General features: G+C 60.6%; 13 protein-coding genes. 7 read left to right on the top strand and 6 right to left on the bottom strand.

Annotated features, from left to right (window positions below):
- The first annotated feature begins 310 nt into the window (after positions 1 to 310).
- From rpmH to yidC, 3 genes are read left to right on the top strand one after another with little or no spacing between them, the layout of a single operon-like run.
- Complete coding sequence (rpmH, locus tag ABID16_RS09575; RefSeq protein ID WP_109856150.1) at positions 311 to 451, top strand: 50S ribosomal protein L34; 141 nt, start codon at positions 311 to 313, stop codon at positions 449 to 451.
- A 16-nt stretch (positions 452 to 467) separates the two neighbouring features.
- The gene (gene rnpA / locus ABID16_RS09570) at positions 468 to 884 is read left to right on the top strand and encodes a ribonuclease P protein component (protein WP_354556118.1); all 417 of its coding nucleotides are present in this window, start codon (positions 468 to 470) and stop codon (positions 882 to 884) included.
- Positions 874 to 2,718 (top strand): membrane protein insertase YidC, encoded by a 1,845-nt coding sequence (yidC, locus tag ABID16_RS09565; protein ID WP_354556117.1) that lies wholly within the window; start codon positions 874 to 876, stop codon positions 2,716 to 2,718. Before rnpA ends, yidC begins: the two co-directional genes overlap by 11 nt.
- An 84-nt stretch (positions 2,719 to 2,802) precedes the next feature.
- Here yidC and ABID16_RS09560 read toward each other — a convergent pair whose 3' ends face one another.
- Both ABID16_RS09560 and ABID16_RS09555 read right to left on the bottom strand, forming a co-directional pair.
- On the bottom strand, positions 2,803 to 4,524 hold the full coding sequence (locus tag ABID16_RS09560; RefSeq protein WP_354556116.1) for an O-linked N-acetylglucosamine transferase, SPINDLY family protein: 1,722 nt from the start codon (positions 4,522 to 4,524) through the stop codon (positions 2,803 to 2,805).
- A 102-nt stretch (positions 4,525 to 4,626) separates the two neighbouring features.
- A complete protein-coding gene (locus tag ABID16_RS09555) occupies positions 4,627 to 5,517 on the bottom strand; it encodes an SDR family oxidoreductase (RefSeq protein WP_354556115.1) in 891 nt (296 codons plus the stop codon).
- 181 nt (positions 5,518 to 5,698) lie between these two features.
- On the opposite strand from ABID16_RS09555, the gene ABID16_RS09550 reads away from it, so the two are divergent.
- Both ABID16_RS09550 and tal read left to right on the top strand, forming a co-directional pair.
- Complete coding sequence (locus ABID16_RS09550) at positions 5,699 to 6,100, top strand: winged helix-turn-helix transcriptional regulator (protein ID WP_354556114.1); 402 nt, start codon at positions 5,699 to 5,701, stop codon at positions 6,098 to 6,100.
- Between the two features lie 138 nt (positions 6,101 to 6,238).
- Complete coding sequence (tal, locus tag ABID16_RS09545; RefSeq protein WP_354556113.1) at positions 6,239 to 7,192, top strand: transaldolase; 954 nt, start codon at positions 6,239 to 6,241, stop codon at positions 7,190 to 7,192.
- A gap of 189 nt (positions 7,193 to 7,381) precedes the next feature.
- Here the strand turns inward: tal and ABID16_RS09540 are convergent, their stop codons facing one another.
- Positions 7,382 to 9,886 (bottom strand): EAL domain-containing protein, encoded by a 2,505-nt coding sequence (locus ABID16_RS09540; RefSeq protein ID WP_354556112.1) that lies wholly within the window; start codon positions 9,884 to 9,886, stop codon positions 7,382 to 7,384.
- A gap of 199 nt (positions 9,887 to 10,085) precedes the next feature.
- Here ABID16_RS09540 and yihA point away from each other — a divergent pair, with 199 nt between their 5' ends.
- Entirely contained in the window at positions 10,086 to 10,739 is a 654-nt protein-coding gene (gene yihA / locus ABID16_RS09535; protein ID WP_354556111.1) for a ribosome biogenesis GTP-binding protein YihA/YsxC, read from the top strand.
- Between the two features lie 92 nt (positions 10,740 to 10,831).
- On the opposite strand, the gene ABID16_RS09530 is transcribed toward yihA, so the two are convergent.
- From ABID16_RS09530 to ABID16_RS09520, 3 genes are all read right to left on the bottom strand, one after another.
- A complete protein-coding gene (locus ABID16_RS09530) occupies positions 10,832 to 11,383 on the bottom strand; it encodes a fasciclin domain-containing protein (protein WP_354556110.1) in 552 nt (183 codons plus the stop codon).
- Between the two features lie 294 nt (positions 11,384 to 11,677).
- The gene (locus ABID16_RS09525) at positions 11,678 to 12,391 is read right to left on the bottom strand and encodes an anti-sigma factor (RefSeq protein ID WP_354556109.1); all 714 of its coding nucleotides are present in this window, start codon (positions 12,389 to 12,391) and stop codon (positions 11,678 to 11,680) included.
- Positions 12,388 to 12,945 (bottom strand): sigma-70 family RNA polymerase sigma factor, encoded by a 558-nt coding sequence (locus tag ABID16_RS09520; RefSeq protein ID WP_354556108.1) that lies wholly within the window; start codon positions 12,943 to 12,945, stop codon positions 12,388 to 12,390. The genes ABID16_RS09525 and ABID16_RS09520 overlap by 4 nt, the downstream gene beginning before the upstream one ends.
- Before the next feature lie 103 nt (positions 12,946 to 13,048).
- Between ABID16_RS09520 and argB the strand changes: the two genes are divergently transcribed.
- The gene (argB, locus tag ABID16_RS09515; protein ID WP_354556107.1) at positions 13,049 to 13,936 is read left to right on the top strand and encodes an acetylglutamate kinase; all 888 of its coding nucleotides are present in this window, start codon (positions 13,049 to 13,051) and stop codon (positions 13,934 to 13,936) included.
- Positions 13,937 to 13,979: the final 43 nt, after the last annotated feature.

Genomic DNA, 13,979 nt, shown 5'->3' with positions numbered 1-13,979 from the left:
CTGCACGGCAAGGGATGCAGGTCGCAATATGAACGAAAACCTAGGCGCGCTAAGGTTAGAAAATGCTTAAACTTGTAGACTAGCCTTACCCCTCAATTGTCAGGGGGCTCTATGGCGATCCCCTGCACGGGAGCATCAGGTCCACAATTTGCGGCAGAACGCCTGCGGGAATTGACTTTCGGGCGGATTTATATCAATAAGCCGCCACGTCGATGGATAGATGGCGCTTGACGTCTTCGTTCCAGGCGAAACGCTCCTTGCAAAATGCTTGCAAATTCAAGAAGGGCCGCACACCGCGGTGTTAAAATAAATGTCTACGAAGCGTACCTACCAACCCTCCAAGCTTGTTCGCAAGCGTCGTCATGGCTTCCGTTCCCGCATGGCAACTGCCGGCGGCCAGAAGGTTCTCGCAGCTCGCCGCAACCGCGGCCGCAAGCGTCTTTCGGCCTGACAAGCGGTCCCGCCCGATGGAAACGCACGGGCAGGACGCCTCAATTCAAATCAAAAAGCCTGCGGGGCGGCTGAAAAGCCGGCCCCAGTTTTTGTGTGTCCGCGAGGGCGAGCGCCGGAAAGGTCCGTTCTTCATCGTTGAAGTACTCGACCGGCAAGCACCCGATGAGCCGCCGCGCGTGGGCTTCACGGTGACGACCCGCCAGGGCAACGCCGTCGAACGCAACCGCATGCGCCGCAGGCTGAAAGAGGTTGTGCGGCTTACCGCGCAGTTTGCAATGAAGCCCGGACACGACTATGTGATCGTCGCGCATCGGGACATGCTTTCCGCTCCCTTCGAGCGGCTGACCCAGGCCCTGTCGGCGCGCATTGCCGGCACTGACATCAAGAAGCGGCCGCGACCGGCCAGCTCGGGAAAATCTGATGGAAAATAACCGCAACTATATCGTCGCGATCGCGCTTTCGGTCCTGATCCTGTTCGGCTGGCAGTATTTCTACATGGGCCCGCGCATGGAAGCCCAGCGCCAGGCCGATATCGCCAAGCAGAACGCCCAGGATGTCGCCGCCCAGCCGGCCGCCAGCACGAACGCAGCAGCACCTGCTGCCACGACCAGCGGCGCAGTGCCGCCGGCCGGCACGACCGCCGGTGCCGTCAGCCGCGATGCAGCGCTTGCCTCGAGCGGCCGCGTCGCCATCGACACGCCTGACATGTCCGGATCGATCAACCTCCGCGGCGCACGCTTCGACGACCTGAAGCTGAAAAAGTATCGCGAGACGGTCGCCAAGGATAGCCCGAACATCACGCTGCTGAACCCGGCCGAAACGGCTGACGGCTACTTCATCGAACTTGGCTATATCGGCGGAACCGCACTGCCAGGCCCGGCCACCGAATGGAAAGCCGATGCCAATGCCAAGCTGACGCCGACGACGCCCGTCACGCTCACCTATCAGAGCCCGGACGGACTGACCTTTGCCCGCACGATCTCGGTCGATCAGAACTACATGTTCACGATTTCCGACAAGGTGACGAATAGCGGCCAGCAGGCATCGACCATCGCCGGCTACGGCCGCGTGACGCGCTACAAGGAGCCGCTGGAGCCCACGACCTATGTTCTGCATGAAGGCTTTATCGGCTGGCTCGGCTCCAATGGTCTGATCGAGGAAAAGTACAAGGCCGCCAAGGACAAGCCGCTGGCCTACGACAAGACCTCCACCGGCTGGCTCGGCATGACCGACAAGTACTGGGCAACGACGATCATTCCGCCGCAGTCGATCGAATACGTGCCCCACTTCACCCATTTCGAAGACGGCACGCCGCGCTTCCAGGCCGATTTCAAGAGCGTCGACATTGCGCTTGCTCCCGGTGAGACGAAGGAACTCAAGAACCTCGTCTTCGCGGGTGCCAAGGAAGTGCCGGTGGTCGATGGCTATGCCAAGGACGATTCGTGGTTCGGCAAGCTGACCAACGGTCTCATCGGAACCAAGACGGTCGAAAAGGGCTATGACGTCCCGCGCTTCGACCTCCTGATCGACTGGGGCTGGTTCTACTTCTTCACCAAGCCGATGTTCGCGCTGATGGACTTCTTCTTCCGCTATTTCGGCAATTTCGGCCTGGCGATCCTGGCAACGACCATCGTCATCAAGGCGCTCTTCTTCCCGCTGGCTTCGAAGCAATATGCCTCGATGGCCAATATGAAGAAGATCCAGCCGAAGATGGAAGAGCTGAAGGCAAAGCATGGCGACGACCGCATGGCGCTCCAGCAGGCAACCATGCAGCTCTACAAAGAAGAGAAGATCAATCCGGTCGCCGGTTGCTGGCCCGTACTCCTGCAGATCCCGGTCTTCTTCTCGCTCTACAAGGTGATCTACGTCACGATCGAAATGCGGCAGGCGCCGTTCTTCGGCTGGATCAAGGATCTCTCCGCGCCGGACCCGACCTCGATCGTCAACCTCTTCGGTCTTCTGCCGTTCGAGGCGCCAACTATCGTGCATCTCGGCGTCTGGCCGCTGATCATGGGCATTACCATGTTCCTGCAGATGCGCATGAACCCGACGCCGCCGGACCCGGCGCAGGCGATGATCTTCACCTGGATGCCCGTCGTCTTCACCTTCATGCTGGCCTCCTTCCCGGCCGGTCTGGTGATCTACTGGGCCTGGAACAACTCGCTGTCTATCCTGCAGCAGTCGATCATCATGAAGCGCCATGGCGTCAAGATCGAGCTGTTCGACAATCTGAAGGGGCTGTTCAAGAAACGAACGAAAGCCTGACGGCCACGGCCGACGGACCATTTGAGACCCCGGTGTCACCATGGCGCCGGGGTTTTTCTTATGGTCCACGTTGCTTCATCCAGATCAGGCGAATGGGCCCTGGCGGGGCGGCAGCGGCGGCACGTCGAATGCCCTGGGCGGCAAACCCTTTGCGGCACGCTCCGCCATCACCGTATAGGCAGCCTCAAGGTGGCGGGTGAAGCGCTCGGTGTCGAAGAGCGGCAGGCGCAGGCGGTTCTGCTCGATCCTTGCCTTCAGCGCGCGGCGGCGCAGCGGGCTGCGAGCCATCGCCACCGCCATGTCGACGAAGGCCTGCTCGTCGCGAGCAACAAGCTCGCCGAGACCAATGGCTGTGAGGAGGCTTTCCGATACGCGCGACGCGAAATTGGTTCCCTTGAGCGCCACCACCGGCACGCCGACCCAGAGGCAGTCGGAGGTCGTCGTGTGCCCGCTATAGGGAAACGTATCGAGGGCAATATCGACGCAGGCCATGCGTGCCAGATGATAGGCATAGTCGGCGCGCGGCATGTAGATCACACGCGACGGATCGATGCCCAAACCCTGCATATGGCGGACGAAATTCTCCCGCGCCGGGCCGGGCTGGCAGAGCACCCAGAGAACCGAATCCGGCACGGCCTCCAGCACTCTCGCCCAGAGAGCCGCGACATCGGCCGTGATTTTGGCGGGCTTGTTGAAGGAACCGAAGACGACCTTGTCTTCCGGCAAGCCTAAAGAAGCGCGCGGGCTGGGCACCGGGTGCGGCCGCCTTTTCCAGTCGTTGCACTGATAGGTTTCCGGAAGCCGGCAGAATAGCTCGTGATAATACGGCTCGGACCCATCCGGCAGCACGATCGGATCGCCGATGATGTAATCGCAGTCGATACCGTAACATGTGCCCGGAAAACCCAGCCATGCCACCTGCACCGGGGCAAGCCCGCGGTTGACGAGATCGACGCGGGCGCCGCGCGTGTGGCCTTTCATGTCGACAAGAATATCGATGCCGCGGGCACGGATCAGGTCTGCCGCCGCCCCGTCGTCCAGATCGCGGATATCGACGAGATTGGGGTAGCGCCGGCGGAATTCGAGATCGGTCTCCGCGAGATCGGAATCGGTGTAGCAGAAGAGCGTGACGTCGAACCGATCCGGATCATGGGCCTCCAGCACACCCTGAAACAGGATCATCGTGGGATGCTGGTCCGAAACGTCATTGGTGAGGTAGCCGATGCGGATCTTCTCGCCGAAGCGATGCGGACGAGCGCGGCGGGCGGCACGGGCTTCCGCGGTGAAGGGCCGGCCGGCCGGCATATGACGAACAAGCCCGTTGAGGTGCTCGTCGCCGCACCACATCAGATGGAACAGCGGGTCCTCATGGTCGAAGGCCCAGGCCTCACCCCTCAGCATGGCCTGATGGACAGTGCCATCAAGGCGGGCGAGTTCTGCGAGTGCGAGGCGCGGGCGCAGAATCTTGCGCAGTGTGGACAGAGCCTCGGGGGCCATGGGTCCCAGCGCCTGCACACGACGCAGCAAGGCAAGCGCCCTGGTGTCGTCGAAAAGCTGGGCACGGATGCGGGCGGCCAGCGTGAAGAGAAGCTGCGCCTGCTCGGGCATCAGTTCGGCGGCAAGTTCGTAGAAATGGGCGGCCTCGGGCATATGGCCGAGGCGGGAATAGGATTGGGCGGCCGCCAGAAGCACGGGCGCAGGCGGATTGCCCTCGGTCAGCAGGAGTGCGGCGCGCGTCAGGCAGAGACGCCAGTCGCCTGCGCTGAATGCCTGCAAGACTGCATCGACCTGATCTTCCGTGCTCATCTGTTCCATCCGCTGTCATCGACTTGTAGAAACAGCGGCTTGCGTGAGCCTGAAACCGGCCCGGCGCAAGCCGCGCCGGGCCGGTTTCAAAGATTAGCCTATTCAAGCAGCCAAAAAGGCGTCCTTGGTGGCTTCGAAGAAGGCCTTCAGCGTGATCGGGGCCTTGCCGGTCAGCTTCTCGATGTCGCCCGTCACCGTTGCCAGCTTGCCGGCGCGGGTGTTGGTGTCGAAGGAGAGATAGGTCGGCGCCACGAATTCCGGCACGCCGGCGGCGATCATGCCCTGCAGCAGGCCTTCATCCGGAACATGCACGACCTGGATCGGCTTGCCGATGATCTGGGATGCAAGAGCTGCAATCTCGTCATTCGACAGCGCCTCGACGCCGGTCAGCGTGTAGGTGTTGCTGGACGTGTCGGAGGAAGCGAGCACGGCTGCGGCGGTGCGGGCGAGATCTTCGCGCGTCACATAAGCCGTCTTGCCCTGACCGGCGGCAGTGAACCACTGGCCGGACTTCAGCGCGTTCGGGATCGAGGCGAACAGGTTTTCCATGTACCAGCTGTTGCGCAGGATCGTGTAGCCGAGCCCCGAAGCCTTGATCGCCTTTTCGGTGCCGAGATGGTCGGGCGCGAAGGTGACCAGCGATTCGTCCGGCAGCGGCATGGACGTGTAGATGATATGACCAACGCCGGCGGCCTTGGCGGCGGCCACGGCAGCCGAATGCTGGCGCAGGCGGCGGTCGGTGCCGTCGAGCGAATCGGTCGAAACGATCAGGAGGCGGTTGACGCCGGCGAAGGCCTTTTCCAGTGAGGCTGCGTCGTCGAAGTCGGCGGCAACGGTCTTCACGCCCTTGGCGGCAATATCGGCGAGCTTCGACGTGTCGCGGCTGGCGGCGATGATGGAACCGGGCGCAACACCCTGAGTTTCGAGGAGGTGCTTGATGACGAGGCGGCCGAACTGGCCGGAAGCGCCGGTAACGAGAAGCGTGTCGGACATGGTTTCATCCTTTCAATTGCTGATGAGCAAAATCGTGTTGCCAGGGGTGTTCTACCCCGGGAAGATGACAATGCATGCACAAACGCACTATTGTCTCTTTCAGTAACCAGGGCTACAATCTGCGTGTAAGTCTGTAAAGTAGGCATTGTTTGGGCCCCTAGGCACAGAAAGGTAACCACCCATGAGCGACGTGCAAGCGCGGACGGTGGGCGACATCCGGTCGCGCTATGAAAGTTTCGATGCAGGCAACTGCCCGGTTCGCGATGTTCTGGGCCAGCTGGGCGACAAGTGGAGTACCCTGATCATCGGGCTTCTCGGCGAGAGGACCCATCGATTCGGTGAGCTTCGACGCTCGATCCCCGACATCTCGCAGCGCATGCTGACGCAGACGCTGAAGGATCTGCAGCGCGACGGACTGGTTGACCGTACCGTGTTTGCGACCGTTCCGCCGAGCGTCGAATACAAGTTGACGCCGCTCGGCAGGTCGCTGCTGAGCCCGCTTGGCATACTGATCGAATGGGCCGAAATGCATCACGGCGCAATCCGGCTGGCGCGTCAGGCCTACGAGTCCGGCGAAGGTTGAGGATCAGCCGAATTTGCCATTCAATCGATATAAATCGATTGACACAGGCGCCGCATTGTTGGGAATAAGGTCTCAAAGAGCGCCGGGCTGATGCTGGCGCGACGGCCGGTTTCAACCGGCGACAGACGGGAGATGAACATGACATCCAAGCTGGAACAATTGCGCGCAATGACCACGGTTGTTGCCGACACGGGCGACATCGAAGCCGTGGCACGGCTAAAGCCGGTCGATTGCACGACCAATCCGTCGATCGTCCTCAAGGCGCTCGGCACGGACATGTTCAAGGACGTGTTTGCCGAAGCCATCGCCTGGGGCAAGGCCTCCAGCCTGTCGCATGACGAAGCGGTTGCTGCCGTTTCGGATCGTCTCGCAGTGTCTGTCGGCGCGGAGCTCACCAAGCTGGTGCCCGGTCGCGTCTCGACCGAAGTGAATGCCGACCTTTCCTTCGACATCGAAGGCTCGATCGCCAAGGCGCGCGAAATCATCGCCGACTACAAGGCGCGTGGCATCGAGAAGGATCGCATCCTGATCAAGCTCGCCTCGACCTGGGAAGGCATCCGCGCTGCGGAAGTGCTGGAAAAGGAAGGCATCAACTGCAATCTCACGCTTCTCTTCTCCATGGCCCAGGCGATTGCCTGCGCTGATGCAGGCGTCTTCCTCATCTCGCCCTTCGTCGGCCGCATCCTCGACTGGTACAAGAAGTCGACGGGTCAGGACTACACGTCCGAGACCGATCCGGGCGTCGTGTCCGTCCGCGCGATCTACAACTACTACAAGGCCCACGGCATCAAGACCGTCGTCATGGGCGCATCCTTCCGCAATATCGGCGAAATCGAAGCGCTGGCCGGCTGCGACCGTCTCACGATCTCGCCCCAGCTGATGGACGAGCTGGACGCCGACAAGGGCACGCTGACGCGCGTTCTGTCGGAAGACAAGATCACATCGGTCGAGAAGATCGCGATGGACGAGAAGACCTTCCGCTGGATGATGAATGAGGACGCGATGGCGACCGAAAAGCTGTCGGAAGGCATCCGCGCATTCGCCAAGGACCTCGGCAAGCTGCGCGAGATCGTTGCCAAGGCGATGGCCTGATCAAGGATCGGCGCTCCTGGATCATTTCATCGTTTCATAGAAACGCTGAAGCGACCTATCTCCTTGTTTTTGCGCAACTTCAGACGCGAAACCGGTTTCCGCTTTCGCTGAAATTGCTCCAGATGAGAAGCGAGCCGCCTTCGGGCGGCTCTTTCGTTTTGGCGTTGCGCCCGGCGCCTCGCAGTCCGCCTACAAGGCCAAGTCCAAAAGTCCCGGCAAGGCATTCGCGGCCATTTCGGCGCGGATGGTCGCGATGATCCTGTCGGCAGGCTGCGGCCTGCTCCAAAGGTAACCCTGTCCGGTATCGCAACCGAGCGTCTTCAGGCGCTCAGCGACTTCTTCCGTCTCGATGCCTTCCGCCACGGTCTTGAGGCCCAGCCCCTGCGCCATGGAGATGATGGCCCGGCAGAGCACCGCGTTCTTGTCGTTCCGCTCCAGATCGCGCACGAAGGCCTGATCGATCTTCAATGTGGTGATGGGGAAACGGGCCAGATAACTGAGCGACGAATAGCCCGTGCCGAAATCGTCAATGGTCAGCGACACGTCGAGGCCGACGATGGCGTGAAGGGTTTCGCTGATATTGCTGTCGTCGCCCAGCAGCAGACTTTCGGTGATTTCCAGTTCGAGCCACTGCCCCTTGCACCCCGTCTCCTCCAGGCAGGCGCCGAGCGTGCCGAGAAAGCCACCGAAGAGCAATTGCCGCGCCGATACGTTGACCGAAACGGCGATCGGTTCTGCACGTCCGGCATTGACGGCGACGGCGAAGCGGCAGGAATCCAGGAGTACACGTCGACCGATCTCGATAATCTGTCCGGTTTCTTCCGAAATCGGAATGAAAGCGCCGGGCGAAACGAAGGATCCGTCCTGCCGGATCCAGCGGCACAGGGCTTCGGCACCATTGATTGCACCCGTCCTGAGATCGACCTTGGCCTGAAAGAAAGCCTGGAACTCATTGTTCCGCAGACCGTCGTTGATCTGGTTTTCAAGCTCGAAGCGGCGCTGCGCCTCGGTTGCCATGCGGTTGTCATAGACGGTGGTGCGGGCGCGTCCGGCTGCCTTTGCGGCATAAAGAGCCATGTCGGCAAAGCGGAAGAGCGCGTACTGATCGAAGGTTTCGCCCACCCCGAAGGCAACACCAATGCTGGTCGTGATGGCGATGCGGTCGATGCCGACATCGATCGGCGACTGCAGGGCATCATGGATGCGTTGCGCCAGCTTCTCCGCATCGGCGGCCTCGGCAACAGCCGGCATGACAACGGCGAATTCGTCGCCTCCGAGTCGGCAGACATGGCCTTCCTTGCCGACGGCCCCGATCAGAAGTCGGCCAAACTGGAAGATCAACTCGTCGCCTACCGCGTGGCCGAGTGTGTCGTTGATGTATTTAAAGCGGTCGATGTCGAGAAGCAGCAGGGCGCTGATCGAACCGCACATGTAAGCGTCGTCGAGAACGGTCTGCAGAAGGCTCTGGAACGAGCGTCGGTTATGCAGACCGGTCAGGCTGTCGCGGAAGGCCAGCGCCTGCATTTCGGCCTCGCTCTGCGCGAGACGCTTTTCCATCTCCTTGCGCTCGGTCACATCGCGGCCGATGGCAAGAACCGACTCAACGACACTATCCTGCCCGAATTCAGGAAAGAGGCGGATTTCGTGGGTGTAGACGAGGCCGGTCCCGTCCGTGAGGTCGAGTTCGATCGTGCAGGCCTCGCCGGTCTCGAAGACACTACCGATCGATCGCATCATCTCCATCGTGGCCGGCCCATTGGTCACCCCACTGAGGTCCCGGGTCAGCGCATCCTCGAGCGGTGGCAGGTTTGCGCTTTCGAAGAATTCGCGCATGGGGCGGTTCATATTGAGCAGCTGGCCGTCACGGGCCACACGAATGAGGCTGTCGGGCAAATTGTCGGCCAGCGTCCGATAGGCGTTTTCACGCTGACCCAGTTCATTGACGAGCCTGCGCCATTGCGTCGTCTCCCGAGCCGTGCCGAGGATGGCGATCGGCTTGCCTTCGTCGTCCCGCAGGGCAAGCTTGCGCACGTCGAAGAACCGGGTTTCACCATCGGGACCCTGCACCGCATGTTCGAACGTCACGATATCGTTCGTGACCAGCGCCTGGCGATCGGTGCTGTCGTGAATCGGCGCGCGTTTACCCTGATCGGTCTCGCTGGCGGTCTTTCCGACAAGCTGAGCGCTTGGCACGTTGTTGAAACGGTCGAACATTTCATTGCAAAGAACGTAGCGACCGTCTTCGTCCTTCAGCCATACCATATCGGGAAACAGCTGGACGGTTGCGCTGAGGATCGCTTCAGCCTTGCGCTGGGCACCCAGGCGCTCAGTCTCGGTGCAATCACGCGCATAGCCCGCAAGGAATACGCCTTCGGCGGTTTCTGTCACTTCACCGCGAATCTCGATGTTGAGAATGGTTTCGCCCAGAACAACTTCCAGAAACTCCGTCACCGGGCCACGGCGGCGAAAGATGTCACGCATCCTGTCGAGGAAAAGCCGGCGCCGGCGTGGCGTCATCATGGCAAGAGCCGCCTGGTAAAGCGTCTGCGTAGCGGCAGGATCGTCAAACACCAGAGGACCAAGAGCACCCTGAGCTTCGTCAAGCGCATACGTATCCTCGGCCTCCTTCCGAAGTACGAAAATTACGCCCTCAAGATATCGCGCTGCCTCCGGCAATCGCGTTACGGTGCCCATGAAATGCCCTCAAATTTACAGGTGCGATAATTCCCTAAAATCTTTAGCAATTCCTAAACCGTGCCCTTTTACCGGAATGCGACTCGCCGGCTTCAATCTACACCAGAAATCGCAAGGGGTATCGGGAGCCGGTTTTGCTTGACATTTCCGGTCAAAACATCAATTCCCGCCTGACATGCCGTTACCGCTGGAGAGAAACATGGAAACGCAAGCACCTGCTGGAGATGCCGTTCTCTTTGGCAAGCCGTGGGTTTTCATCCGCGGCGTACCGGCGCTGAAATTCCTGCCGCCTGAAGGTCCGCCGGAGATTGCCTTTGCCGGGCGCTCCAATGTCGGGAAGTCATCGCTGATCAACGCTCTGACGGGCGTCAAGGGGCTGGCGCGCACCTCCAATACGCCCGGCCGCACGCAGGAACTCAATTACTTCGTACCCGATGGCTACTCGGGCGAGGATGGCGATCTGCCGCCGGCGGCGATGGTGGACATGCCGGGCTATGGTTATGCGCAGGCACCGAAGGAAACGGTCGACAACTGGACGAAGCTGATCTTCGATTATCTGCGCGGCCGCGCCACACTGAAGCGGGTCTATGTACTGATCGACAGCCGCCACGGCATCAAGAAGAATGACGAGGAAGTTCTCGACCTGCTCGACAAGGCGGCCGTCTCCTATCAGGTCGTGCTGACCAAGAGCGACAAGATCAAGCCGCCTGCGGTCACGAAGCTTCTGGCCGACACGGCCGAGAAGATCAAGAAGCGCCCCGCAGCCTATCCCTTCGTTCTCTCCACCTCTTCCGAAAAGGGCGACGGGATGATCGAACTGCGCGATGCGATCGTGACGGCGTTGCGCACCTGAAGCAATAAAGTTCCATCGCATTCAATGCAAACAAAGAGCCCACCGCAAGCGGATTGCGGCGGGCTCGATTGTGTCAGTTCAGCTGACCGGGATTACTTCGGCAGAAGGACGTGGTCGATGACGTGGATCACGCCGTTCGACTGCTTGACGTCAGCGATCGTCACCTTGGCGACGCCGCCCTTTTCGTCGGTGATGGTGATCTTGCCGCCCTTGGCCTTGGCCTTCAGGATGCAGCCGCCGACTGTCTTGATGTCATGTGTGCCGCCGTCGTCCTTGATCATCGTGGCGAGCGCCGAGGACATGACGTCAGCCGCCACGACATGGCAGGTCAGGATCTTGGTCAGCTTGTCCTTGTTTTCCGGCTTCACGAGCGTTTCAACCGTGCCCTTCGGCAGCTTTGCGAAGGCTTCATTGGTCGGCGCGAACACGGTGAACGGGCCCTTGCCCGAGAGAGTATCGACGAGACCGGCAGCCTTGACGGCAGCCACGAGCGTGGTGTGATCCTTCGAATTGACGGCGTTCTCGACGATGTTCTTTTCGGGATACATCGGCGCTCCGCCGACCATCGGATTGGCGGCAAGTGCAACGGCCGGAATGGCGGCGATGCTGGTCACGGTAAGAATACGGATCAGTTTCTGCAACATTGTCGACTCCTGTTTAAAGCGGACCCAAAGTCCTGCGTTTCAATTTTCTTCCTCCCCCACCGCAATTTCACAATTTTGCCAAATTGAACAAAATCGGACGCAGTACTTTCTAGTAATACAGAGCGCCTCCGCTTACGACATCTGTCGCAAGCGCTTTCTGCATTGGGGTTACGGGAGCTTCTACGCAGAGACCGCGCAACAAGTTTCAAAATTATTCGAAATAAATTTTTCTATTGAAACTGATCCACCGCGCCACCTTATCGTAACGCGGCTCTTTTGGAGCTTTTGAAGGGCCTAAGCGCCGATCTTGCCACTGGCGACCACCGGGCCGGTTGGCTTGCCGGTCGGGGAACCGCCGAAGGGCTCGAGCGAGACAGCGAGCGTGACCCCGTCCTTGAGACGGCCGCGCATGTCGGGCGGAATGACGATTGAACCATCGCCGGTCTCGGGGAAAACACCGAGCGGCACGGGCGCGCTATCGCCCTCGATCAGCCAGAGTTCGAGCGAGTTCGATTTTCCAGCACCCGCGGCCACGGGCGTGACCTTCAGTTGTCCGCTCTGGCGATCGAACAGGGTCACGAGGCTGATGGAAGAGGTTCCGGAGCCGAGCGTGGCCACCACGGGCGCGTTGGCGGCCGGCTTGCGGAACACTCCTTCCGCGCTGGCCGCAAAGAAGATGGCGGCGGAGAGTGTGACCAGTGTCAGCCCGCGCCAGAAAGCGAGCGACTGCCAGATCAGCCCCTTCGATTGATCGGCCACACCCTTGCTGAACAGTTTGGCCTCAACGGACCCATAAAGCCAGGACGGAGGTGCCTCGGCGGCATATTCCGTGTTGAAGGTCGCCAGGTTCTCCTGCCAGCGCGCCACGATTGCCTGGAAGGCCTTGTCCTGGCGCAGACGATGTTCAACGCGCAGCCGGTCCGGCAACGGCAGGACGCCGAGGACATACTCGCCCGCCAGCACTTCGTCGCGGCTGCGGTCGCTCCTCTTGTTTTCCGGCGTCGTCATCGGTCCATGCACTCTCTCAGTTTGATCAGGCTGCGGCGCAGCCAGGTTCGCATCGTGTTCAGCGGAACCCCGTGCATGCCGGCCAGTTCCAGATAGCTCATGCCCTCGACATAGGCGCTGCGGACGGCTGCCGCGCGATCCTCTTCGAGTTCACGCATGCAATCGTCGATCCGCCTGCCTTCCGAACTCAGCACAGCGGTCTCTTCCGGTCCTGCCTGCGGATCGGCAATCTCGCCGGCCTCGTCCAGTTCGACGGCCGCCTGGCGCCTGCGCCTCAGCATATCCAGCGCATGGTTGCGCGCAATCGCGATCAGCCATGTCATCGGCCGGGCCATGTCGGCACGATAGGCGCCGGCATTGTTCCAGACCTTGATATAGATCTCCTGCAGCGCCTCCTCTGCATCTGCCCTGTCCTGCAACATACGCAGGCAGACACCGAATAGTTTCCGGCTGGTTTGCTGATAGAGCGCCGCAAAGGCTTTTCGATCGCCAAGCGCCACCTGTGCAATCAGCCGGGCGACGTCTGCCTCATCCCTGTCATCGTTCGCCGCCAAGAATACCTCATCCCAAGCCCCCGAGAATATTCCGCTCTGGATTATTCACATCGTCTTCGAAACACACTAAACAATCGCCGACCAATTCCCAAGAGGCCATTTGATGTCCGAAACAGAAAGCGAAATGCAAGCCAGGCTCCTGGCGCAGGCCCTGCCCTTCATGCAGCGCTATGAGCACAAGACCATCGTCGTGAAATATGGCGGCCACGCGATGGGCGATGCCGAACTCGGCAAGGCCTTTGCCGCCGATATCGCGCTGCTCAAGCAATCGGGCGTCAATCCCATCGTCGTGCATGGCGGCGGGCCGCAGATCGGCGCGATGCTGACCAAGATGGGCATCGAGAGCCGCTTTGAGGGGGGCTTGCGGGTCACCGACCAGAAGACGGTCGAGATCGTCGAAATGGTTCTGGCCGGCTCGATCAACAAGGAAATCGTCGCGCTGATCAACCAGACCGGCGAATGGGCGATCGGGCTGTGCGGCAAGGATGGCAACATGGTCTTCGCCGAAAAGGCCAAGAAGACGATGATCGACCCGGACTCCAATATCGAGAAGGTTCTCGATCTTGGTTTTGTCGGCGAAGTGGTCGAAGTCGATCGCACGCTGCTCGATCTGCTGGCGAAGTCCGAGATGATCCCGGTCATCGCGCCGGTCGCACCGGGCCGCGATGGGCATACCTACAATATTAACGCCGACACCTTTGCAGGTGCGATTGCCGGTGCGCTCAACGCCACACGCCTGCTTTTCCTCACCGACGTTCCCGGCGTTCTCGACAAGAACAAGCAGCTGATCAAGGAACTTTCGGTTGCTCAAGCCCGCGCCCTCATCAAGGACGGTACGATTTCCGGCGGCATGATCCCGAAGGTCGAAACCTGCATCGAAGCGATCGAGGCCGGCGTGCAGGGCGTGGTCATCCTCAACGGCAAGACCAGCCATTCCGTCCTGCTCGAACTCTTCAGCGAACAGGGCGCCGGTACGCTGATCGTGCCCTGACACCATTACTGGCTCGGGAATAGCAAAGGCCGCGGATCGCTCC

The sequence above is a fragment of the Limnomicrobium aquaticum genome (genome assembly GCF_040545545.1).
GTDB lineage: Bacteria > Pseudomonadota > Alphaproteobacteria > Rhizobiales > Rhizobiaceae > Ensifer_A > Ensifer_A aquaticum.
Note: the sequence above shows the minus strand (reverse complement) of the source record. Positions and strands in the feature narration are given on the sequence as shown.

Excerpts from the sequence above, each read along its gene's own strand:
- tal (WP_354556113.1), top strand. The coding sequence starts at position 6,239 with ATGACATCCAAGCTGGAACAATTGCGCGCAATGACCACGGTTGTTGCC.
- rnpA (WP_354556118.1), top strand. The coding sequence starts at position 468 with ATGGAAACGCACGGGCAGGACGCCTCAATTCAAATCAAAAAGCCTGCG.
- ABID16_RS09560 (WP_354556116.1), bottom strand. The coding sequence starts at position 4,524 with ATGAGCACGGAAGATCAGGTCGATGCAGTCTTGCAGGCATTCAGCGCA.
- ABID16_RS09530 (WP_354556110.1), bottom strand. The coding sequence starts at position 11,383 with ATGTTGCAGAAACTGATCCGTATTCTTACCGTGACCAGCATCGCCGCC.
- ABID16_RS09550 (WP_354556114.1), top strand. The coding sequence starts at position 5,699 with ATGAGCGACGTGCAAGCGCGGACGGTGGGCGACATCCGGTCGCGCTAT.
- ABID16_RS09555 (WP_354556115.1), bottom strand. The coding sequence starts at position 5,517 with ATGTCCGACACGCTTCTCGTTACCGGCGCTTCCGGCCAGTTCGGCCGC.
- yihA (WP_354556111.1), top strand. The coding sequence starts at position 10,086 with ATGGAAACGCAAGCACCTGCTGGAGATGCCGTTCTCTTTGGCAAGCCG.
- ABID16_RS09525 (WP_354556109.1), bottom strand. The coding sequence starts at position 12,391 with ATGACGACGCCGGAAAACAAGAGGAGCGACCGCAGCCGCGACGAAGTG.
- rpmH (WP_109856150.1), top strand. The coding sequence starts at position 311 with ATGTCTACGAAGCGTACCTACCAACCCTCCAAGCTTGTTCGCAAGCGT.
- argB (WP_354556107.1), top strand. The coding sequence starts at position 13,049 with ATGTCCGAAACAGAAAGCGAAATGCAAGCCAGGCTCCTGGCGCAGGCC.
- ABID16_RS09540 (WP_354556112.1), bottom strand. The coding sequence starts at position 9,886 with ATGGGCACCGTAACGCGATTGCCGGAGGCAGCGCGATATCTTGAGGGC.
- yidC (WP_354556117.1), top strand. The coding sequence starts at position 874 with ATGGAAAATAACCGCAACTATATCGTCGCGATCGCGCTTTCGGTCCTG.